Below are 21,764 nucleotides of genomic sequence, written 5' to 3'. Positions count from 1 at the left end.
AAGGTTCATCCTGCTCGGGTCCGAGAACGAATCCTTCACCATGCCTGCCGGGTTCGATTGAGCGCAGGGAACCCGAGAGGTAAAATCGGCTGCAGATTCTTCAGCAAGTGCCGGGCATCCGGGAGCGACGTCCATGAGCGAATTGCGCGCTGCGACCAGGCAATCCACGGCGAGGACCGGGATCATCGAATTTGACGGCGCCAGGGGCACCGTGAGCATTCCCTGCACCATCGCTGATGTCTCCGGCACCGGCGCACGGCTGAAGCTCGACTGGTCGCTGGCGTTTCCGAAAGAGGCCACGCTGGTCTTTGCCGACGGCTTGCGAAAGACCTGCCGCGTGGCCTGGCAGAAGCGCCGCCTGCTCGGCGTCGCGTTCGCCGATGGCGTCGCCAGCGCGGATGAGCAGGCGCTCATGATGACCGAGGAAGAGCAGGCCTTGCACAGGCAGCATATTGGCGCTCAGGTCAAAGGCGCGCGCGAGGCGCGTGGCTATACCGAGGCCCAGATTGCGAACCTCGTCGGCGTCTCGCCCGAGTTCGTCTCACGCGCCGAAAGTGGTGAGATAATCATCCCTCTGCACCAGCTCACCCACATGGCCGATCTGCTGCTGGTCGATCTCGACAGTCTCGTGGCAGGTCCGGCGTCGATCGCAATGCCGCCGGCCGGGCTGGGCGCCAGCGACAAATTCGAGCCCCTCCTCCGCTAGCCCTTGTGGCAGCACGAGGCGCCGTCCGCGTTCTGCGGATCACCGGCCAGCACGCTGCGGCTGTTGCGCTCCGGCGGGATGTCGCCGGCGGCGTTGGCCGCGAAGAAGCCGGTCGGCTTCAGCGTGAAGCCGGCATACTCGACCGGCATGATCGGAAAATCCTCGGGCTTGCAGATATGGGTGTGACCGAAGGAGTGCCACACCACGATATCGGTGTTCTCGATGTTGCGGTTCTGCGCGGCGTAGCGCGGCAAGCCATCGCCGCCGGCATGGTTGTTGGGATAATCGCCGCTGGCGTATTTTTCGTCCCGATCGAACGCGGTGACCCAGACATGCTTGGTCGCGAAGCCGCCGCGCTTGCGCACGTAGCTGCCCTCCTGCGCCAGCATCAGCGGGCTCGGATTGACCACGAGCTTGTAGGCGGGCGCATTGCCGACCGAATTGGTCTCGTTGGGATTGCTGATCTTCCAGAACCGGCCGGTCTCGCCATTGGCGATGGCCGCGGCATCGCGCTCGCGTGACAGCACGCGCGTCGTGGTGTCGAACGCGTTGCCGTGCGGATTATCATGGCCCCAGGGTCGGGGCACGAAATCGTGCTCGCTGACGGTGTTGCCGCCGCCGTCGAGGTCCATGTGCAGGCGCACGTTGAAGAAGTGCTGGTGCGTCGGCCCGCCGAGATTGTCGTCGACCATGCCGCCCCATTTGTACTTTTCGCCCGGCTGCACGGCGGCGGTCTGGATGATGCCGGTGAGTTTTGTCTCCAGCTGGATCGTGCCGTCCTGGTAGAGGTACCAGTAGAAGCCGTAATCGTAATTGCCGACGGTGGCGAAGAACGAGATCACGAGCCGGCGGGATCTGCGGACCTCGAACAGGCCGTTGCGGAATTCGTAGTGTTTCCAGGAAATTCCGTAGTCTTCTTCATGCAGGCAAATGGCGTTCTGCATGACGAAGGGTTTTCCATTGTTGTCGGCGGCCGGCACGTCGAAATAATGGATGTTGCCGAGGCAGTCGCAGCCGAGCTCGAGCGCATTGGCTAGCGTGCCGAGCCCGTATTCGCCGGCATCGAACGCCGACTTCCAGAAATGGTTCGCGGTCGGATCGGCGTAAGGCACCACCATCTCGGTGACGCTGGCGCGATGGATCAGCGACCGCTTGCGCATCCCGTCCTGATAGCCGAGCTGATGCAGCACCAGCCCCTCGCGCGGCGTGAAGCCGACGCGAAAGCTCCATTTCTGCCAGTCCACCTTCCAGCCATCGACGCGAAAGCTCGCACCCTCGGGCTGCTCGATATGCAGCGGCCTGATGTCGGTGCGCGGATTGGTGACTTCATGCGCGCCATAATTCCGCTTCTTGCGCGGGATCGGCACGATCGGGTCCGCATCGGTGAGATCGATGACCTTGCCGCCGATCAGGTCGACGACGGCGACGACACCCTCGATCGGATGGGCGTAGCCGTTGTCCTGGAGGTGCTCGCGAAAGAAGCTGACGGCGCGAACGATGCGCGCGCCGCGCTCATACGCGAAATCGAAGAAGCCCGACGAGAACGGATCGACCTGGACCAGCTCGATATCCTCATCGGTGAGGCCACGTCGAACCATCGCCTTGCGCCAGCCGGGATCGGCCTTGACGACGGCCTCGCACTTGAAGAATTCCTCGAGCATCACCGATGGCTGCCCATAGGGCGCCTCGCGGTTCGGAATGACATTCCGCACGACGATCTCATTGCGTGCGAGATCGACGATGTGCTCGATCGCCTCGCCCGTCATCACGTCGAGCGTCAGCGCGAAGGCGCGGCGCGGCGTTCCGCCTGCGGCCAGCTCCTGCTTGGTCGGCTCCTCCAGCCGCACCGTCGGAAAGCGGCAGTTCTCGGGCGAGGTCGCAGCGGTACGTACAAGCGTGCAGGCTGCCGTGATTTCCTCCGCCGTCAGCGGATCGAGCGGATGCGGCGTGGCGGTCTGCGTCGACGATCTTTCTTTGACGGTATCGAGCATGTGATGTCCTGACGTCAGCGCGGAGCTAGATGTGTCGTGATGGCGCGGAAGGCCGCGAACCAGCGTTGGTCGATCGGGACATCCATCGCCTTGGGCTGCGTCGCGAGCTTGACGATGACGGTGTCCGAGTCGAGATCGACATAGAGGTGCTGGCCGTGGATGCCGATCGCGGTGAGCGCGTTGCGCGCCGGATCGATCGTGAACCATTTGCTGCGATAGCGCGCGCCCGGGAAGAACTCGGCGAGGTCACCATCGGCCCACGCCTTGGGGTCGCCGTTCTCGCGGATGTCGTCGATCCACCAGCCCGGTACGACCTGCCGCCCCTCCACCACGCCGCGATTGCGCATCATCTCGCCGAAGCGCAGCAGGTCGCGCGCGGTGACGGAGATACCGCCGGCGAGGCGGCCCATGCCGTGGCTGTCCAGCGTCAGCGAGCCGTCCTCCTCGGCGCCCAAGGGCTGCCAGAGATATTCGGAGAGGATGCGATGGTAGGGCATGCCGCAGGCGCGCTCATAGACCCAGCCGAGCACCTCGGTGTTGGTGGAGACGTAGTGGAACACCTTGCCATGCGGCTTTCCGGTGCCGCGGAGCGTGGCGAGATAGGCCCGCTGATGGCCAGGCTCGACGCCGGGCGGTGGCACGTCCCAGCCTGACGAGAAGCGGTAGCGCGCGACATCGCCGGCCGGGTCCTCATAATCCTCCTCGAATTTGATGGCGACCGTCATGTCGAGGAGATTGCGCACCGTGCAGCCGCCATAGACCGAGGTCTCGAGCTCCGGCACATAGCGCACCACCCTCGCCTCCGGATCGACCAGGCCGCGCGCGGCCAGCACGCCGCCGAGCGTACCGGCGATCGACTTGCTGATCGAGCAGATCAGATGCGGCGTGGTCACGCTCATGCCGTCGCCGTACCATTCGTGGATCAGCGTGCCGCGATGCATGACAAGCAACGCATCGGCGAAGGTCTCGCGCAGCGTGGCCTCGATCGTGGTCGCCTTGCCGTCGGGCGCGGTGAAGCCGAGCTTTGCCAGCTCGCGTGGCGCGCTGGGCATCGGCGTCGGCCGCGCCGAGCGGCGCACCTCGGCGGTCGGCAGAACTTCGCGGACATGGGTAAAGCCCCAGCGGATGGCTGGAGAGCTGCGCCAATTGGCACGGGTTACCTGGGCCTCGGGCGTGGGCGGGCTGCCGCGCATGATCTCGGTCGGTCGCATCTCGATCCCTCCGCAGAACGCGATCCCGGCCCCGATGCCGGGAATGGCAATGGGAAGACTGCACGCCGGCCCCATCGGGCGTTATCGAGATCCGGCAATATTTTGCTGGACAGGCGCGATAGCCATGCCAGTCTGGCGTGGTTCCTGCTGGCGACGCGGCCAACAAATTCTCACATGCTATCATGGCCTTAAGCGCAACTCTTCCGATTCAAGACTCGGCTGCCAGCCTATTTCAGGCGAGCAGCACTGATGTGGACGAGCATTGCGCGGCGCTCGGCCGCTGGCGGCTGAGCTACGACCAGATCAGTGCCGGCGCATTCACGGGAAGCTTTACCCAGCTCTCCCTGCCGCGCGTCGAGGTGTTTCGCGAGATCACCAGCCAGCAGGTCCGCCAATACGGCCAGCTCGGTGCCGGCAGCTTTGGCATCGGCCTGCGCTGGCACGGCGACGGCGAGATTAATTGCAACGGCGCCAGCGTCGCAGGCACTCAGGTGATCGCCTGCATCGATGCCGAAGTCGACATGTGCACGCCGAAGGCATTCGAGTTTCGCGGCGTCGTCACCAGCGCGGCGCTGATCGAGGAGCTGGCTGCCAACCTCGACATCGAGCTGCCACGCGCGGTCTGGCACCAGCTGCGGGCGATGGAGATGGCCGATGCGCCGGTCGCGCGGCTGCGCCAGCTTCTCACGGCGATCCAGGAGACCATCACAAAGGCGCCCGGGCGTTTCGACGATCCGGCGGCCCGGCAGGCGCTGGAAGATGCCCTCCTCGTCGAGATCATGGACATGTTGCCGACGGCGCGCCCTGCCGATCCCGGCCGCAACGCCGCAGCGCGCAAGCGCACGGTCGACCGCGCCCGCGCGCTGATGCATGGCAGCGGCGACCGCTCCCTCTCCCTGCTTGAGGTCTGCAAGGCCGTCGGCGCCAGCCCACGCAAGCTCGGCTATTGCTTCCAGGAAGTTCTGGGCACGAGCCCGATGCATTATTGGCGCGCGATGCGGCTGAACCGCGTCCGTCGCGACCTCAAGCGCGGCGCCGGGACGTCAGTCTATGACGTCGCCGTGCAGCATGGCTTCTGGCACTTCAGCCAGTTCTCGCTCGACTACAAGCGCCACTTCTCCGAGCTTCCCTCGGAGACGCTGCGGCGCGCGAAGCTTACCGCCTGACTCCTGTCAGCCGTGCCGCAGCCGGCGGTTGACCCGGCGCGCCAGATAATCGCCCGCGCTCTGAACCAGCTGCACCAGTGCGATCAGCACGACCACGACGGCCAGCATCATCTCCGGCATGAAGCGCTGGTAGCCGTAGCGGATGCCGAGATCGCCAAGCCCGCCGCCACCGACGGCGCCGACCATGGCGGAATAGCCGAGCAGGCTGACGACTGCGAGCGTCAGCGCCAGCAGCAGGCCGGGCAGCGCCTCGGGGATCAGCACCTTGAACACGATCTGGATCGGCGAGGCCCCGAACGAGGACGCAGTCTCGATCAGGCCGCCATCGACCTCGCGGATCGCGGCTTCCACAAGCCGCGCGATGAACGGCGCCGACGCGATCGTCAGCGGCACGATCGCCGCGGTCGAGCCGATCGAGGTGCCGGCAATCAGTCGCGTAAACGGGATGATGGCGACCACCAGGATGATGAAGGGCGTGGAGCGCGTCGCATTGACGACGATGCCAAGCACGCGATTGACGGCGGGAGCTGCGAACAGCTCGCCCTTCCGGCTGGTCGCAAGAAACACGCCGAGCGGCAGGCCGAAGGCGGTGCCGAGCAGCGCCGCGATGCCGACCATGTACAGGCTCTCGAAGGTCGCCTGGATAATCAGGTTGATGAGTTCAGGCGACATAGCCGAGACGCTCCGCCGAGAATTGATATTGAGACAGCCAGGCCAGCGTGCGCGTTGCCGCGTCTTCGCCGCGAGAAATGCCAAGAGGTATGCCGAGCACCAGCGATCCCACGTGCTGGCCGCCGACCTCGTCGATACGCGCCGACAGCACCGAGACATCGAGACCGAGCTCGCGGGCGAGCCGCGCGATCAGCGTGTCGCCGGCCCCTGCCCCGCGCACCTGGACACGGATCACGGCTTGGCTGCCTGGCTCCTGCACGATCCGGCTGGCCAGCGAGACCGGCAGGCTGTCGCCGGTCACCTCGGCCAGGAAGGACTGCGTGATCGGATGCTTCGGGTGCGTGAAGATGTCGGCGACGTGGCCGCTCTCGACGACGTGGCCGGCATCGAGCACGACGACTTCCTTGGCCAGCTGACGCACGACGGACATTTCATGGGTGATCAGCACGATCGTCACCCCAAGCTCGCGATTGATGTTGGCAAGCAGATCGAGGATGGCGCGCGTGGTCTGCGGATCGAGCGCGGAGGTCGCCTCGTCCGACAGCAGCACGCTCGGCCGCGTCGCCAGCGCCCGGGCAATTCCGACGCGCTGCTTCTGGCCGCCGGACAGTTCTGAGGGGTAGCGGTCGTGCTTGTCGGCGATCCCGACGAGGTCGAGCAATTCGGTCACGCGCGCGCGGATGTCGGCTTTTGACCAGCCGGCGATCTCCAGCGGCAGCGCAATGTTGTCAGCCGCGGTGCGCGACGACAGCAGGTTGAAATGCTGGAAGATCATGCCGATCGAGCGCTGCGCCAGCCGCAACTCGCGGCCCGCGAGCACCGAGATGTCTCCGTTATCGACAACCACGCGTCCCGTGGTCGGCTTCTCCAGGCCGTTGATCAGCCGAACCAGGCTTGACTTGCCGGCGCCGGAGCGGCCGATCACGCCTGTGATGGAACCGCGCGCGATCTCGAAGTCGATGCCTTGCAGCGCGTTGACGCCGGGCTTGCCGCGATAGGCCGGATAGGTCTTCGAAATATTCTCGAACCGGACCATCGCCTCCGGCTGAGCCGCGGCGTCTTGGATCTCGACCGGCTCTCCGATCACCAGCGATGGGTGCGCATTCATGGAAGCGGCTTTCATGCACGATATTTAGCTCGGTCGCCCGGAAGGCGCACGAAAACAAGGTCTCTCGCTGTCCAAGCGACGGAGGGTGGAACAAGGCAGTCGCCCAACGGCGACGCTGCGCTGCAACACACCATCGCCTTTTCCGGTCTTTCTTGCAATTTCAGATATTTGCGGGGAGTTGGGCGAAGTTTTCCCAATCCCCCGGCTGGAAAGAAAATTCATCTGCCGGGGGTATCCGCCTGCGGCGGGCTTACCGGACCATTGCGAGCCAGGGCATCACAATCACAAGTAACCCGGCGAAATAAAGCAGTCCGAAGATGAGCCCAAAACCCCAGAACTGGCGCTTTCCGATATAGCCGCTGCCGTAATACATCGGCGCCGGCCCTGTCGCGTAAGGCGAGATCACGCCCATCAGGCCGAGCGAATACATGCAGAGCGCGGCGAGTGTCGGGACCGGCAGATCGGGGATGCCGGAGCCGACAGCGAGCACCACCGGCAGCACGGCCGCCGCATGCGAGGTGATGCTCGAGAAGAAATAGTGGATCCAGAAGAACAGCGCGACCAAGAGGATCATCGCGGTCGATGGCGTGAGCCCTGTGAGCGGCTTGGCGAATTCATTGGCGAACCATTTGATGAAGCCGATCTCGTTCAGTCCCGAAGCCAGCGTCAACAGCGAGGTGAAATAGAAGAAGACCTCCCAGGCGCTCTTCTCGCTGACGATGTCGGCGAACTCGATCACGCCGGTGACCAGCATCAGCGAGATAACGATGAAGACGACGGTCGTGGCATTGACGAAGTTCGAGCCGAGCAAGGGTACGTGGATGTCCGGGCTCGAGCCCGCGATCCACAGGAACATCGCGAGGATAATCAGCACCAGCATGATCCACTCGTTGCGCGACATCGGCCCCATCTCCGCGAGCTCCTTCGCCGCCCATTCGGAAATCTCGGGGCTGCGCTTCACCTCCGGCCGGCAGATCGCGTAGCTGAGCAGCGGCACGAGGATCATCAGGAGGATGCCGAGCGGCGCGAAGCCGATGAACCACTGGCCCCAACTGACATCGACGCCGACCGTCTTCTTGGCGATCGCGAGTGCTGCTGCGTTCGGTGCCAGCGCAGTGAAGAACAGCGAGCTCGTGATCGCGGTCGCCGCGAAGGCGGTCCACATCACGTAAGTGCCGATCTTGCCGGCGGTCGGTCCCGGTTCGGAGCCGTAGATGCGCGGGATGTTGCTGATGATGGGATAGACGATGCCGCCGCTGCGCGCGGTGTTGGACGGCGTTGCGGGTGCAAGCAGGAAGTCCGACATCGCGACCGCATAGCCAAGGCCGAGCGTGTTGGTGCCGAGGCGCCGCACCAGCACCAGCGCGATGCGCCGGCCAAGCTGGCTCTTGCGATAGCCGATCGAGAACACGAAGGCGCCGACGATCAGCCACACCGTGCTCTCGGCAAAGCCGGCGAGCATCCAGCGCAGCGATTTGCCGGGATCGGCATCGATATAGCCGCCGACGCCGGCGACCGTCAGCCCGATCAGGCCGACCGCGCCGACCGGCATCGATTCCAGGATCAGCCCGGTGATGACGGCCGCGAACACGGCAAAATAGTGCCACTGATTGACGTTGAGACCTGCCGGCACTGGCCACAGATAAATCGCCAGCCATACCACCAGCGGCGCGATCAGCTTCCAGCGATGCATTCTCGGTCCCTCCCGCGGCGCGCGCGGGATCGCTGACCGAGCCGCTGCCGCCAAAGCCTGTTACGGCACAGATCGGCGGGCGTTTCAATGCCTGCGCGAAGCCGCCTAGCCCTCTGTACCCGTCTTGGCGAGCGGCGCCGGCGGTGCCATGAGAGAGCGGCGGTCGGATTCGACGACTCGGTTACGGCCCTGCCCCTTGGCCTGATACAGCGCAGCGTCGGCAGCCGCTACCAGCATGTCGCCCTTCGGCACATGGAGTGGCGTCACGGCCAGGCCGATCGACGCCGTGATGTGGCGCAGCGGCGCGCCGTTGGGGATTTCGACATGCATCGCCCTGACAGCATCGAGCACGGCATTGGCGCGCGCGAGCGCGGCATCGATATCGGCGCCCGGCATCAGCACCAAAAATTCCTCGCCGCCGAAGCGGCCGACGATATCGGTCTTGCGGATCGTCTTCTCGAGCACAGTGCCGAGCTCACGCAGCACCGCGTCGCCGGACTCGTGGCCAAAGGTGTCGTTGATCTTCTTGAAATGGTCGACGTCGATGATCAGCAGCGCCATCGTCTCGCCGGTGCGCATCGCACGGCCGGATTCACGCGCCAGCGCGTCCTCGAGGAAACGGCGGTTGTAGAGCCCGGTAAGCTGGTCGCGGATGGCCTGGCTGCGCAACTGCTCGCGAAGCTGCAGGTTGGCGAGCGCCAGCGAAATCTGCTCGGCCAGCATCGTTGCGAGCTGATCGGTATCGTCGGCAAACGACGTGCCGGCGGCCTCGCGATAGAGCACGCCGAGCAGCGTGTTCTGCGCGATCAGCGGCTGGCAGAGGTAAGTGCCGATTCCGGCCTCGCAGCAGGCGTGGCCGCATACGAGGCCCTGGCTCGCCTCCGAGACCGGGAACTTGGTGCCGCGGCGCAACGCCCAGCAATCGTCGAGAGCGAATGCCTGCGCGGTCGAGGTCACCTCGCCCCAGCGCGGCCCGCGGGTCACGCCGTCGCGGGCATCGTTCATCAGGTATAGCGCGCCGGCCTCGTCGGGAAACAGGAAGCCGGCATAGGTTTCCACGGCCGCAAAGATCTCGTCCGGCTTCTGGCAGGACTGGAGCACGCCGGAGAGTTCGGTCAAAAGCGCGATTTCCTTGGTGCGGATCTCGGATGCCTTCAGCGATGACGTCAGCCGCGCGTTGGTGTCCTGCAATTGCCTGGCATGCTCGGCGCGTTCGGCTTCCGCCAGCATCACGTCGGTCTTGTCCTGGACGATCCAGAGGATCTCGCCCTCGCCGCCGCGCCCCGAGGGCAGCGGCTTGCCATAGGCGTCGATCAGGACCGTGGAGCCGTCCTTGCGGCGCAGGTGAAGCTGCGCGGCGCTCGCCATCGCGCTGTCGCGGATCTTGGTCAGCGTCGCGCCGAAGACCTGACTGTCGGCGTCGGATGCGAGCAGCGATTCCACCGTTTCGTTCTGGAGCTCGTCGGACGATCGTCCGCACAACTCGGCGACGCGCCGGTTGCTGCGCAGGATCTTGTGCCCGCGGGTGAACAGGATGCCGGCCAGGGGATTGTCGACCAGTGCGCGCTGCTCGGCGTCGAGCGCCATGAGGTTCCCAAACAGCCGGCGCGAGCGGAGGCCAATGCCCGCAATCAACGCGATCAGCAGCGTGATCACGGCTCCGCTGGCGAGCACCAGATCAGGCACGACATGGTCGACCGCATAGATCGATCCCGGCCGGGCATTGAACACGAGGCGCCAGACCCGCTCGCCGACGACCAGCGAACGATCGGCCGCGACGCCGCCGGGCTCGGCGACTTGCGAGACCAGGCTGACGTTCGGCTCGGTGCTGTTGTACATCAGCGTCGAGGCCGCGGTCGGGTCCTCCGCCTCGCCGCTCATGGTGCCGTCCCTGGCCTGCTTGGCATAGCCGCGATCGACGATCTGCACCTGCATCTGCTGCAGCGAGCGCGGATCGAGCACGCCGCGCATCAGATCGTTCATGCGATAGACCGAGGCGACGAAACCGCGCAATACGGCAACACGCTGCGACGGGGTCTGGGCCGGCTCGCCCGCGCGATAAATCGGTGCGCGCAGGATGAAGCCGAGGCCGCCCGAGCGATCCTGCACCAGCTTGACCGGCGGTGTCGCGACGATGCGGCCCGTCTCGGCCGTACGCCGCAGGGAATCGAGTTGCGCCGGATTGGCTGCGGCGTCGAAGCCGAGCGCATCCTCATTGCCGCGTATCGGCTCGACGAATTCGACGATGTCGTAGACCGCGCGCTTGCCGGGCGGCTTCAGCGCGAAATCGGGCTGGCCTGCGGAATCCACGCTGCCGTCGGCGCGCACTTCGGCAAGGAATGCGTCGAGACCGTCTGGTGTGACATGACGGAGCGCTTGCAGCGCCTGGAAACCGGGATAGCGGCGGCCGAGGTCGAGCACGTCGATGTAGCGGCGGAACTGCGCCCGGTCGACGGTGCCGCCGATCGAGGCATAGAGCCCCTGCATGCTGACCAGCACCTCGGCATGGGTGCGCAGGCGTTCACCGACGGCTGCGGAGATATCGGCGGCGTCGGCGCTGAAGCGGCGCTGCATGTCGGCGGCAAGCATCCTTTCGGACAGCACGCGCGCCGCGAAGGTCAGCGAAAGCCCAACAACGAGAATGGCACCGGTCGCGGCGATGGTTCGCGTCCGCGCCGATCCCAACATGCCCCGCAATGCCATGGCTGCAATCCCTTAACCACAAGCGCCCACCCCTGGGCAGAAACATGCGGGGTGGATATCGCAGGCGGCATTGAGAATGGGTTTGCGGCGCGTCTCTCCTGCGCAAAGCGGTAAAGAAAGGGTTGGCTACCTTCCTCCAAACTTAGGTTTGCGCCGCGTCAGGAACGCTTCGACGCCCTCCTTGTGGTCTTCGCTGAGGCTCGCCAGCGCGAACTGGTCGATATCCATGTGGCTGGCGAGATCGTCGAGCGCATGCGCGAGCCGGTTGACGGTCAGCTTCGTCATCGCGACCGAGAGCGGCGGCTGTGCGGCGACCTTCCACGCGAGCTCCATCGCCGCGTCGAATGCCTTGCCGGGATCGACGACCTGCTCCACCAGGCCCCATTGATAGGCCTCGTCAGCCGAGATGCGCTCGTCGGCCAGGATCACCGCCTGCTTGGTGCGGGCCGGCCCCATCAGATGCAGCATGCGCGGGATGCTCTGCCAGCTCATGTTCATGCCGAGCCCGATCTCGGGCACGCGCAGATGCGCATCGCTGCCCATCACGCGGAAGTCGAGCGCGACCGCCAGCGCCACACCGCCGCCGACGCAAAAGCCTTCGATCGCAGCGATGGTGATCTGCTCCATCTCATGCCAGGCATGGGTGAGCCGCGGCCCGAGCTTGAGATGCCGCCGCAGCGCACCAAGATCCATCTCCTTGCGCGAGCGCCCTTCGGCGTCCTTCAGGTCGAAGCCGGCGCTGAACGCGCCCGCATTGCCCATCAACACCACGGCGGTCGTCGCCGCATCATCCTCGAAGCTGCGCGCCGCCGCCGTGAGCTGGCGCATCGCCTCCGGCGACAAGGCGTTGATGCCATCATGGCGGTCGAACCGCACCACCGCGATCCGCCCCTCGGGACCGAGGCCCTTCTCGATCTTGACGAAGTCCTTCATGGCGCATCTCCGAAGCTGATTTTTGCCTGATCGTAGCGCACAAACGCCGTCACGAATACGTGGCCGGATTGCGCTGCAACGAACCCTCGACAGGCAGGGAAGGTTTCGCTTAATCTTTCGCCATGAGCCACGATCACGACCACCATCATCACCACGACCACGATCATTCGGAACTGTCGGAGACCGAGCTGCGCGTGCGCGCGCTCGAGACGATTCTGACCGAAAAAGGCTATGTCGAGCCGGCCGCGCTCGACGCCATCATCCAAGCGTACGAGACCAAGATCGGTCCACATAACGGCGCGCGCGTCGTCGCCAAGGCCTGGAGCGATCCGGCGTTCAAGAAGGCGCTGCTGGAGGACGGCAGCAAGGCGATCGGAACGCTCGGCCACGTCAGCCGCGTCGGCGACCATCTCGTCGTGGTCGAGAATACGCCCGAGCGTCACAACATGGTCGTGTGCACGCTGTGCTCCTGCTACCCCTGGGAAATGCTCGGGCTGCCGCCGGTCTGGTACAAGGCCTCGCCCTACCGCTCGCGCGCGGTTAGGGATCCGCGCGGCGTGCTTGCCGATTTCGGCGTGACGCTGCCGACGGACATGGAAATTCGGGTCTGGGATTCCACGGCAGAGACGCGCTTCCTGGTGCTGCCGATGCGCCCCGCGGGCGCGGAAGGCTGGAGCGAGGAGCAGCTCGCCGGCCTCGTTACGCGAGACTCGATGATCGGTACGGGATTCCCCAGGACGCCCGGAGCCCCGTCGTGAACGGCGTCCACGACATGGGCGGCATGGACGGTTTTGGCAAGGTCGAGCCCGAGCCGAACGAGCCGATGTTCCACGAGGCGTGGGAGTCCCGCGTGCTGGCGATGGTGCGCGCGATGGGCGCGGCCGGCGCGTTCAACATCGACACCTCGCGATTCTATCGCGAGACGCTGCCGCCGCATGTCTATCTCTCGAGCTCCTACTACAAGAAGTGGTTCCTCGGGCTCGAGGAGATGCTGATCGAGAAAGGCTACCTCACCCGCGAGGAAGTCGCCGCCGGCCATGCGATGCAGCCCGGCAAGGCGCTCAAGCACGGCAAGTTCGACCTCGCCAATGTCGAGCGCATCATGGTGCGCGGCAAGTTCGCCCGCCCAGCGCCTGCGCCCGCCAGGTTCAGCATCGGCGATCGTGTCCGTGCGAAAAACATCCATCCGACCACGCACACACGGCTGCCACGCTATGTGCGCGGCCATGTCGGCGTGGTCGAGCTGAACCACGGTTGCCAGGTGTTTCCGGATACGGCGGCGATGGACCTCGGCGAGAACCCGCAATGGCTCTACACCGTCGTGTTCGAAGGCCGCGATCTCTGGGGCGCGGATGGCGATCCGACGCTGAAAGTCTCGATCGACGCGTTCGAGCCCTATCTGGATCCGGCGTGATGAGCAGCAAGGCTGCTGCCGCCGCGACGGCGGCCATTCCGAGCATTCCGCGCGATGGCGACGGCCCGGTGTTCCGCGCACCCTGGGAAGCGCATGCCTTTGCGATGGCGCTGACGCTGCACGACCGCGGCGTGTTCACCTGGCCGGAATGGGCCGCAGCGCTGGCCTCCGAAATCAAGCGAGCGCAGGCCGCCGGCGACCCCGACACCGGCGAGACCTACTATCTGCACTGGCTAGCCACGCTGGAAGGGCTGGTGGCGCGCAAAGGCGTCGCATCGACGGAGACCCTGCATCGCTACCGCGACGCCTGGGACCACGCGGCGGATCGCACGCCGCACGGCAAGCCGATCGAGCTGCGGGACGAGGATTTTCGGTAGGCCTCCGTCATTGCGAGCGGAGCGAAGCAATCCAGAATCTCTCCGTAGAGGCAGTCTAGATTGCTTCGTCGCAAGGGCTCCTCGCAATGACGGCGGAATTACCTTCCCGCCACAAACTCCCGCCAGCCCTTCGCCCGCAAGCTGCACGCCGGACACTCCCCGCAGCCATAACCCCACTCGTGCTGCGCGCCGCGTTCGCCGAGATAGCAGGTGTGAGACTGTTCCCGGATGAGATCGACGAGTCCCGCGCCGCCGAGGTCATGCGCCAGCTTCCACGTCGCCGCCTTGTCGATCCACATCAGCGGCGTATGAAGCTCGAACTTGCGGGCCATGCCGAGCGAGAGCGCAGCCTGCATCGCGCGAATGGTGTCGTCGCGGCAATCGGGATAGCCGGAATAGTCGGTCTCGCACATGCCGCCGACGATGTCTGTGATGCCGCGCCGGTAGGCCAATGCCGCGGCGAAGGTCAGGAACACCAGGTTGCGGCCGGGCACGAAGGTGTTGGGCAATCCATCGGCGCCCATCGCGATCGCGACATCGCGCGTCAGCGCGGTCTCGGAGACAGCCGCCAGCGTCGGGATCGACAGCGTATGGCTCTCGCCAAGCTTTGCGGCCCAATCCGCGCGAAGACCCTTGATGCCCTCGAGCAACTGGTCGCGGCAATCGAGCTCGACAGCGTGGCGTTGCCCGTAGGCGAACCCCAGCGTTTCCACGCGCGCGAAACGGCTGAGCGCCCAGGCGAGGCAGGTGGTGGAATCCTGGCCGCCGGAGAACAGCACCAGCGCGGTTTGTGATGAAAATGCGTCACTCATGGCCCGCGCTTTAGCACTGCGGAAGCGGCCCGCCAATCGGTGGAATTGGCCTGTTCCGCATGCCGGTGCTGGGATCGGCGGCCCGCTTTTGGCATAAGGTTCTGGACCCAGGAGACTGCCCCGCAATGACCCCTTCCCGCGACATTTCCCGCCTGATCGAGATCATGGCCGCGCTGCGCACGCCGGTGACCGGCTGCCCCTGGGACCTCGAGCAGAATTTCGCGACCATCGCGCCCTACACGATCGAGGAAGCGCATGAGGTGGTGGACGCCATCGACCGCGGCGATCTCGACGATCTCAGGGAGGAGCTCGGCGACCTCCTGCTGCAGGTGGTGTTCCACGCCCAGATGGCCTCGGAGCAGAACGCCTTTGCGTTCGGCGATGTCGTCGAGGCCATCACCCGCAAGATGATCCGCCGTCATCCCCACGTCTTCGCCGACAAGGACGGCAATCTCGCCGCCTCCCACGTCAAGGAAGTCTGGGACCGCATCAAGGCCGAAGAGAAGGCCGAGCGCGCCGCGCGCCGGCCGCCGGAGGCAACGCCGCCGCATAAATCGCTGCTGTCGGGCGTCAAGGCCGGCCAGCCCGCGCTGACGCGCGCGATGGAGCTGCAGCGCAAGGCCTCGACCGTCGGCTTCGACTGGAACGACCCGCGCGCGGTCCTGCAAAAGATCCGCGAGGAAGCCGACGAGATCGAAGCCGCGCTCGACCGCAACGACAAGCGGGAGATCGCAGAAGAAACCGGCGACCTGATGTTCGCGCTCGTTAACCTCGCCCGCCATGTCGACGCCGATCCGGAAGCAGCGCTGCGCGCGACGAACGCGAAATTCGAGCGGCGCTTTGCGTTCATCGAACGGGCGCTGGAGGCGCAGGGCCGGACATTGGAGCAGGCATCGCTGGCGGAGATGGATGCGCTGTGGAACGAGGCGAAGGGTGACGAGCAGAACGCTCCTGCTGCCCAGAGCAGCAATGGAGCGCGCCGCTAACTCCGCTGTTGTCGCGGCGAAGGCCGGGATCCATTACCCCGACCGTACATGTTGAAGCAGGCTGGAGCCACCAGCGTGCCATTCCAGCCGTCCGTGGTCATGGGTCCCGGATCTGCGCTTACGCTTGTCCGGGACGACGTGGGGAGAGATCACGCCACGCGCGGCACGGCGTCGAACCTGTTCACCACGATATCCCGCTTGGTCTCGTCCACCCGCACGGTCATGTCGAAGCGGCCGTCGTGCAGCTCTTTCGCCAGCACTTCGGAATTGCGGTGCAGCCAGGAGATGCCGGCGCCGTCGGCGGCGTCGATGGAGAGGTCGAGCGTGGTGCGCGTGGCCGCCAGCCGTTCCTCGATCGTGGCGAGCAGTGCGTCGATCCCCTCGCCTGATACAGCCGAGACCAGCATCGCCGGATGATCCTCGGGCCTGCGCGCTGCGATGTTGAGCAGCTCTTCGCGTTGCTCGGCATCGTAGCGGTCGATCTTGTTCCAGACCTCGATGATGCGGCCCGAGTCATCTGGATTGATACCGAGCTGGCGCAGCACGGCATCGACGTCGCTCTGCTGCGCCTCGGCATCTTCGTGCGAGATGTCGCGCACATGCAGGATGACGTCGGCCTCCAGCACCTCTTCCAGCGTGGCGCGGAAGGCGGCGACGAGCTGCGTTGGCAGATTGGAGATGAAGCCGACGGTGTCCGACAGCATCGCCTTGCCGCCATGCGGCAGCGTCAGCGCGCGCAAGGTGGGATCGAGGGTTGCAAACAGCATGTCGGCGGCCTGCACGTCGGCACGGGTCAGGCGGTTGAACAGCGTCGACTTGCCGGCATTGGTGTAGCCGACCAGCGCGACCACGCGATACGGCACGCGCTGGCGACCGGCGCGATGCAGCCGCCGCGTCGCCTGCACCTTCTTCAGCTCACCCTCGAGCTTGGAGATGCGCTCCTGGATCAGGCGGCGGTCGGCCTCGATCTGCGTCTCGCCGGGACCGCCCATGAAGCCGAAACCGCCGCGCTGGCGCTCGAGGTGGGTCCACGATCGCACCAGGCGCGAGCGCTGGTAATTGAGATGCGCAAGCTCGACCTGGAGCGAGCCCTCCTTGGTCTTGGCGCGGCGGCCGAAGATTTCCAGAATGAGCCCGGTGCGGTCGAGCACCTTGGCGTGCAGCTCCTTCTCGAGATTACGCTGCTGGATCGGCGCCAGCGCGCAATCCATCACCACGAGCTCGGCGTCGAGGCTCTTGGCCAGCGCGGCGATCTCCTCGACCTTGCCCTTGCCGATATAGGTCGCGGGCCGGATCTGGCTGATCGGCGCGATGATGGCGTCGGCAACGACGAGATCAATGGCGCGCGCGAGGCCGGCGGCTTCGTCGAGCCGGGCCTCGGCATCGCGCTGGATGTGACTCTCCGATTGCGCGTCGGCACCGCCTGCGCGCACTCGCAAATAGGGGCCGATGACAAGCACCCGCCCCGTCTGCTTAGCCCCTGCCGACCGCGGACGGTCGGCATCCCCGTCGAAATTCCGGGGTTCCAATCAGATCACTCTCAAGCCGGCTGATCCTCGCCGCCTTCGAACAGCTGGATCGGAGCGCCCGGCATGATGGTCGAGATCGCATGCTTGTAGACGAGCTGCGAATGACCGTCGCGCCGAAGCAGCAAACAGAAATTGTCGAACCAGGTCACGATGCCCTGGAGCTTCACTCCGTTGACCAGAAAGATCGTCAGTGGCGTTTTGGTTTTGCGAACGTGATTGAGGAAAGTGTCCTGCAGGTTTTGTGCGCGGTCTGCCGCCATTGTTTTTTTCTCGCTTTGAGTTTCTTTTTATTGCGCCGGTCGTGACCCTGTTTTCAAAAAAGAGGCCTTCTTCCGGTTGCCGTCCCTCATGAGATCCCCCTCGGAGGAACGGCAGATCAATTAGAGGACAGGTCGGCTTGTTAGGCAAGCCGCTTGACGCGGCAGGGCCTGCTCGATTGCCCCGAAAAACTACGGAAATCGATGATTTTTCTCGCTTATCCCTGCGGTCTGACCGGGGCGCCGGGGCCTCAGCCGACGCCCAGCGCCTTCAACTTCCGATGCAGCGCCGAACGTTCCATGCCAACAAACTCGGCCGTGCGAGAAATATTTCCTGAAAAACGGCTGATCTGAGCAATCAAATAGTCGCGCTCGAACACTTCGCGAGCCTCGCGCAGCGGTAGGCCCATGATGTGCTCGCCATTGTTGCTGGTCGGCATCGCCGGCACCATCGAGCCGACATCCTGCGGCAGCATATCGGCGGTGATAATCACCTCCGGTCCGCCCGCGGCCAGAATCATGACTCTCTCAACGTTGTTGCGGAGCTGGCGCACATTGCCCGGCCAGACATGCGATTGCAGCACCGCCATCGCGTCCTGCCCGATCTGCCGCTTGGGCAGGCCGCTGCCGGCCGAGATCTGCTCCATGAAATAGTCGATCAGCTCCGGAATGTCCTCGCGCCGCTCCGAGAGCGCGGGCACGCGGATCGGCACCACCGAAAGCCGATGATAGAGGTCCTCGCGGAAACGGCCGACCGCGATCTCCTCCTCGAGGTTGCGCGCGGTCGAGGAGATGATTCGGACGTCGACCTGAACCTTGCCGGTGCCGCCGACGCGCTGGAACGACTGCTCGACCAGCACGCGCAGGATCTTGTTCTGGGTCTCGCGCGGCATGTCCGCAATCTCGTCGATGAACAGCGTGCCGCCATGGGCTTCCTCGAGTGCACCCGCCTTGCGCGGCTGCTCGCCGTTGGACTGCTCGACGCCGAACAGCTCGTGCTCCATCCGCTCCGGCGTGATCGCGGCGGCATTGATGACGACGAAGGGGCCGTCGGCGCGGCCCGAGGCCGTGTGCAGCGTACGGGCGGCCAATTCCTTGCCCGCGCCGGCGGGGCCGACGATCAGGATGCGGCTGTTGGCCTTGGCCGCGCGCTCGATGGTCTGGCGCAGCTGGTTCACGCTCGGGGAACGGCCGACGAGCTGGCTGGCGCTCGGCGCGAGCTGCTTCAGCTCCTTGACCTCGCGCTTGAGCCGCGAGTTTTCCAGCGCGCGGGTGGCGACCAGGATCAGCCGGTCCGCCTTGAACGGCTTCTCGATGAAGTCATAGGCCCCGCGCTTGATCGCGGCGACCGCGGTCTCGATGTTGCCGTGGCCGGAGATCATCACGACAGGTAGATCGGCATTGTCCTTTTTGACCTGCTCGAGCAGCTGCAAGCCGTCGAGCTTGGAGCCCTGCAGCCAGATGTCGAGGAACACCAGGTGCGGCCGGCGATTGGCGATTTCGGCCAAGGCCGAGTCGCTGTCGCGTGCGGTTCGGGTGACGAAACCCTCGTCCTCGAGGATGCCCGCAACGAGATCCCGAATATCGGCCTCATCATCGACAATCAGAATTTCACTTGCCATGGGGTCGCGCCTATCTTGTCAGATGCCTGATGAGGCTTCGATTTTCGTTGAATCATTGGTCTTTTCAGCGGGCTCTTTGGTTTCGCCCGCCGGCTCTTTTGTTTCCTGCGCCTGCTCGGCTCCCTCGGCCTTCTTGGCCTCGCCGGAGATCGCAAAGCGCATACGCATCCAGGCGCCGCGCTGGCCTTCGCGGAAGTCGGAGGCGTCCTTCAGCTCGATGCGGCCGCCATGGTCTTCCAGCACGCGGCCGACGATGGCGAGGCCAAGGCCGGTGCCCTTGGCGCGCGTCGTCACATAGGGCTCGAGCAGCCGCGAACGCGCGACCTTGGGCAGGCCGATGCCGTTGTCGACGACGTCGATCAGCACGTCCTCGTCCTCGCGCGACACCACGACGTCGATACGGCCTTTGCCGAGCTCCTCCGCCGGGACCTGCTCGATCGCCTCGGTGGCGTTCTTGATGATGTTGGTGACCGCCTGCGAGATCAGCCGCCGGTCGAACTGGGCGCGCAGCGGATCGTCCCTGAACTCGGCCTCAATCTCGATCTCGGGATGGGCAACCTTCATCAGGAACACCGCCTGCCGCACGGTGTCGGCGACGTCCTCGCCTTCCATCACGGGCTTCGGCATCCGCGCAAAGCGCGAGAACTCGTCGACCATGCGCCTGATATCGTCGACCTGGCGCACGATGGTGTCGGTGCACTGCTCGAAGATCTGCTTGTCCTTGGCCTCGGTAATGTCCTTGCCGAATTTGCGGCGGATGCGCTCGGCGGAGAGCTGGATCGGCGTCAGCGGGTTCTTGATCTCGTGGGCGATACGGCGCGCGACATCGCCCCAGGCCGAGGTGCGCTGCGCCGACACCAGCTCGGTAATGTCGTCGAGCGTGATGATGTAGCTGTCGTGCGGCTGGTTCTTCTCGGCGCTGACGCGCACTGAAAGATTTCGCTCGGTGCCGTCGCGCGTGATCGTGATCTGGCCCTGCACCAGGCGCTGGGTCCCTTCCCGCGACGTCTTCATCATCTCGTCGAGCTCGGGCAGCACGTCGGAGAGCGGATGACCGAGCGTCTCGGCCTCGGAATGCCCGATCAGCTTCTCGGCGGAGCGGTTAAGGATGCCGACGCTGCCCGAGGTGTCGACGCCGATGATGCCGGCGCTTGCAGAGGACAGCACCGCCTCGATGAAGCGGCGGCGGCTGTCGATGAGGTCGCTGGCGTTGACGAGCTCGTCGCGCTGGCTGCGCAATTCCTGCGTCATCTTGTTGAAGGTCTCGCCGAGCTGGGCGAGATCGCCTTCCGATTGATGCACGGGCACCTTCACATGGAGGTCGCCGGTCGAGACGGTGTGGGCCGCGTTCATCAGCCGCCGGATCGGCGCCACCAACGAGTTGGCGAAGTTCAGGCCGATCAGCACAGAGGCCATCAGGATGGTCAGCGCGATCACCGCAAACATCAGCGCAAACGCCACCTGAATGCCGAGCCGGCGCGACTCGATCTGGGCGTATTCGGCGACGCTGATCTCGGTCTGCTTGAGCTGACTGACGACCTTCGGATCGAGTGGCCGTGCCACGTACAGGAAGGTGTCGCTGAAGGCGCGCAGGCGGATCACTGCCGCGACGTAGCTCGCATCTGGCAACACCGCGATCTCGGGCTCGGATTCGTTGACGTTGCTGAGGAAGTCCGGCGCCGGGGGCGAATAGGCCAGTCGCATGCCGGTGTCAGCGGACTCCAGGATATTGGTGTTCTTGTCGATGATCATCGCGCCCGGCAGGTTGCGGGAGCCGGCGCTGGCGGTCAGCAGCTCGCGGAACGACCGGCGATCCTGGTCGTAGAGTGGCCTTGCATGGGCGATGTCATTGGCCATGCCGATGATGTCGCCGCGGATCAATTGCGCATGGTCCTGCATGTAGGCCCGTGCGATATCCAGCGAGTTCTGGATGACTTCCTTGGTCGGCCCCGAGAACAGCCGGTCGAGACCGCGTTCGAGCGTGACGTTGGCGACGACGGAAACAAGCACCGCCGGCAGCACCGCGACGATCGAGAACAGGCTGACGATCTGGACATGCAGGCGCGCCGCCGCCCTGCCCCGCCGCCGCGCCAGGATCAGCTGCCAGAGCTCGCGCACGATGATGCCGACCAGCAGCAGGATCGTGCCCGCATTGATCAGGTAGAACGAGCGGACCACCTCCGGCGTCGGATCGATCCTGGTGAGGCCGGTGAGGACCAGGAAGGTCAGGAGGCCCGACAACAGCGCCAGCGCCACCGCAAACGGCACCAGCCAGCGCCGCACCGACCAACGCCGGGGCTCTTCCGCTGGGGCCGTGTCAAAGGATGCGGCCGAGGTGTCTGCGCTGGTCATTCCGGCAATGGGGTGCTGAAAACGGGTCCGCGATGGGCGGGTACTGATGTATTCGTACCACATTGTTGCCGAATTGTGACAATTCCACGGCGTCCGCGCCGCGACGGACGAGCGCATCCACAGGGGTGGCGGCCGGAACAGAATCAGGCCATCCCGGCTTGACCCGGCATGGACAGGATTTTTCTCGTGATCACGGTGACGGCGATGCTGCTGCTGATCGTGGCCACTGACC

Annotated in this window: 18 protein-coding genes; 6 read left to right on the top strand and 12 right to left on the bottom strand. The window is 65.2% G+C overall.

Annotated elements, in window-relative coordinates; translation table 11 throughout:
• The first annotated feature begins 133 nt into the window (after nucleotides 1–133).
• Nucleotides 134–706 (top strand): helix-turn-helix domain-containing protein, encoded by a 573-nt coding sequence (locus ABID59_RS06865; RefSeq protein ID WP_354082861.1) that lies wholly within the window; start codon nucleotides 134–136, stop codon nucleotides 704–706.
• On the opposite strand, the gene ABID59_RS06860 is transcribed toward ABID59_RS06865, so the two are convergent.
• Nucleotides 703–2,697 carry a primary-amine oxidase gene (locus ABID59_RS06860; RefSeq protein ID WP_354082860.1) on the bottom strand — a complete coding sequence of 665 codons (1,995 nt, stop codon included), beginning with the start codon at nucleotides 2,695–2,697 and terminating at the stop codon, nucleotides 703–705. The two genes, ABID59_RS06865 and ABID59_RS06860, sit on opposite strands and share 4 nt — an antisense overlap.
• A 14-nt stretch (nucleotides 2,698–2,711) precedes the next feature.
• The gene (locus ABID59_RS06855) at nucleotides 2,712–3,908 is read right to left on the bottom strand and encodes a serine hydrolase domain-containing protein (RefSeq protein ID WP_354082859.1); all 1,197 of its coding nucleotides are present in this window, start codon (nucleotides 3,906–3,908) and stop codon (nucleotides 2,712–2,714) included.
• A 182-nt stretch (nucleotides 3,909–4,090) separates the two neighbouring features.
• Here ABID59_RS06855 and ABID59_RS06850 point away from each other — a divergent pair, with 182 nt between their 5' ends.
• Nucleotides 4,091–5,074, top strand: a complete 984-nt coding sequence (locus ABID59_RS06850; protein WP_354082858.1) for a helix-turn-helix domain-containing protein — start codon at nucleotides 4,091–4,093, stop codon at nucleotides 5,072–5,074.
• A 6-nt stretch (nucleotides 5,075–5,080) separates the two neighbouring features.
• Here the strand turns inward: ABID59_RS06850 and ABID59_RS06845 are convergent, their stop codons facing one another.
• From ABID59_RS06845 to ABID59_RS06825, 5 genes are all read right to left on the bottom strand, one after another.
• Nucleotides 5,081–5,746, bottom strand: a complete 666-nt coding sequence (locus tag ABID59_RS06845; RefSeq protein WP_354082857.1) for a methionine ABC transporter permease — start codon at nucleotides 5,744–5,746, stop codon at nucleotides 5,081–5,083.
• A complete protein-coding gene (locus ABID59_RS06840; protein ID WP_354082856.1) occupies nucleotides 5,736–6,854 on the bottom strand; it encodes a methionine ABC transporter ATP-binding protein in 1,119 nt (372 codons plus the stop codon). The genes ABID59_RS06845 and ABID59_RS06840 overlap by 11 nt, the downstream gene beginning before the upstream one ends.
• Before the next feature lie 250 nt (nucleotides 6,855–7,104).
• Complete coding sequence (locus ABID59_RS06835) at nucleotides 7,105–8,547, bottom strand: DASS family sodium-coupled anion symporter (protein WP_354082855.1); 1,443 nt, start codon at nucleotides 8,545–8,547, stop codon at nucleotides 7,105–7,107.
• Nucleotides 8,548–8,652: 105 nt separating this feature from the next.
• On the bottom strand, nucleotides 8,653–11,250 hold the full coding sequence (locus tag ABID59_RS06830) for a diguanylate cyclase (protein ID WP_354082854.1): 2,598 nt from the start codon (nucleotides 11,248–11,250) through the stop codon (nucleotides 8,653–8,655).
• A gap of 126 nt (nucleotides 11,251–11,376) precedes the next feature.
• On the bottom strand, nucleotides 11,377–12,183 hold the full coding sequence (locus ABID59_RS06825) for an enoyl-CoA hydratase/isomerase family protein (RefSeq protein WP_354082853.1): 807 nt from the start codon (nucleotides 12,181–12,183) through the stop codon (nucleotides 11,377–11,379).
• 122 nt (nucleotides 12,184–12,305) lie between these two features.
• Here ABID59_RS06825 and nthA point away from each other — a divergent pair, with 122 nt between their 5' ends.
• From nthA to ABID59_RS06810, 3 genes are read left to right on the top strand one after another with little or no spacing between them, the layout of a single operon-like run.
• On the top strand, nucleotides 12,306–12,941 hold the full coding sequence (nthA, locus tag ABID59_RS06820; RefSeq protein ID WP_148752246.1) for a nitrile hydratase subunit alpha: 636 nt from the start codon (nucleotides 12,306–12,308) through the stop codon (nucleotides 12,939–12,941).
• Nucleotides 12,938–13,597, top strand: coding sequence for a nitrile hydratase subunit beta (gene nthB, locus ABID59_RS06815; RefSeq protein WP_354082852.1), 660 nt, complete (start codon nucleotides 12,938–12,940; stop codon nucleotides 13,595–13,597). The genes nthA and nthB overlap by 4 nt, the downstream gene beginning before the upstream one ends.
• A complete protein-coding gene (locus ABID59_RS06810) occupies nucleotides 13,597–13,974 on the top strand; it encodes a nitrile hydratase accessory protein (RefSeq protein WP_354082851.1) in 378 nt (125 codons plus the stop codon). The genes nthB and ABID59_RS06810 overlap by 1 nt, the downstream gene beginning before the upstream one ends.
• A gap of 98 nt (nucleotides 13,975–14,072) precedes the next feature.
• Here ABID59_RS06810 and queC read toward each other — a convergent pair whose 3' ends face one another.
• The gene (queC, locus tag ABID59_RS06805; protein ID WP_354082850.1) at nucleotides 14,073–14,786 is read right to left on the bottom strand and encodes a 7-cyano-7-deazaguanine synthase QueC; all 714 of its coding nucleotides are present in this window, start codon (nucleotides 14,784–14,786) and stop codon (nucleotides 14,073–14,075) included.
• Between the two features lie 125 nt (nucleotides 14,787–14,911).
• On the opposite strand from queC, the gene mazG reads away from it, so the two are divergent.
• A complete protein-coding gene (mazG, locus tag ABID59_RS06800; protein WP_354082849.1) occupies nucleotides 14,912–15,772 on the top strand; it encodes a nucleoside triphosphate pyrophosphohydrolase in 861 nt (286 codons plus the stop codon).
• A 149-nt stretch (nucleotides 15,773–15,921) separates the two neighbouring features.
• On the opposite strand, the gene hflX is transcribed toward mazG, so the two are convergent.
• The 4 genes from hflX to ABID59_RS06780 all read right to left on the bottom strand — a co-directional run bounded on the left by hflX (nucleotide 15,922) and on the right by ABID59_RS06780 (nucleotide 21,532).
• Nucleotides 15,922–17,301, bottom strand: a complete 1,380-nt coding sequence (hflX, locus tag ABID59_RS06795; protein ID WP_187434958.1) for a GTPase HflX — start codon at nucleotides 17,299–17,301, stop codon at nucleotides 15,922–15,924.
• Between the two features lie 11 nt (nucleotides 17,302–17,312).
• Nucleotides 17,313–17,561: an RNA chaperone Hfq gene (hfq, locus tag ABID59_RS06790; RefSeq protein WP_007591126.1), complete on the bottom strand. Its 249-nt coding sequence runs from the start codon at nucleotides 17,559–17,561 to the stop codon at nucleotides 17,313–17,315.
• A gap of 248 nt (nucleotides 17,562–17,809) precedes the next feature.
• Nucleotides 17,810–19,180 carry a nitrogen assimilation response regulator NtrX gene (ntrX, locus tag ABID59_RS06785; protein WP_148752256.1) on the bottom strand — a complete coding sequence of 457 codons (1,371 nt, stop codon included), beginning with the start codon at nucleotides 19,178–19,180 and terminating at the stop codon, nucleotides 17,810–17,812.
• An 18-nt stretch (nucleotides 19,181–19,198) separates the two neighbouring features.
• Nucleotides 19,199–21,532 (bottom strand): sensor histidine kinase NtrY-like, encoded by a 2,334-nt coding sequence (locus ABID59_RS06780; RefSeq protein WP_354036821.1) that lies wholly within the window; start codon nucleotides 21,530–21,532, stop codon nucleotides 19,199–19,201.
• Nucleotides 21,533–21,764: the final 232 nt, after the last annotated feature.

It is taken from the genome of Bradyrhizobium sp. S3.3.6, from assembly GCF_040546905.1.
Lineage (GTDB): Bacteria > Pseudomonadota > Alphaproteobacteria > Rhizobiales > Xanthobacteraceae > Bradyrhizobium > Bradyrhizobium cytisi.
This window is presented reverse-complemented; position numbering and strand designations above follow the sequence as displayed.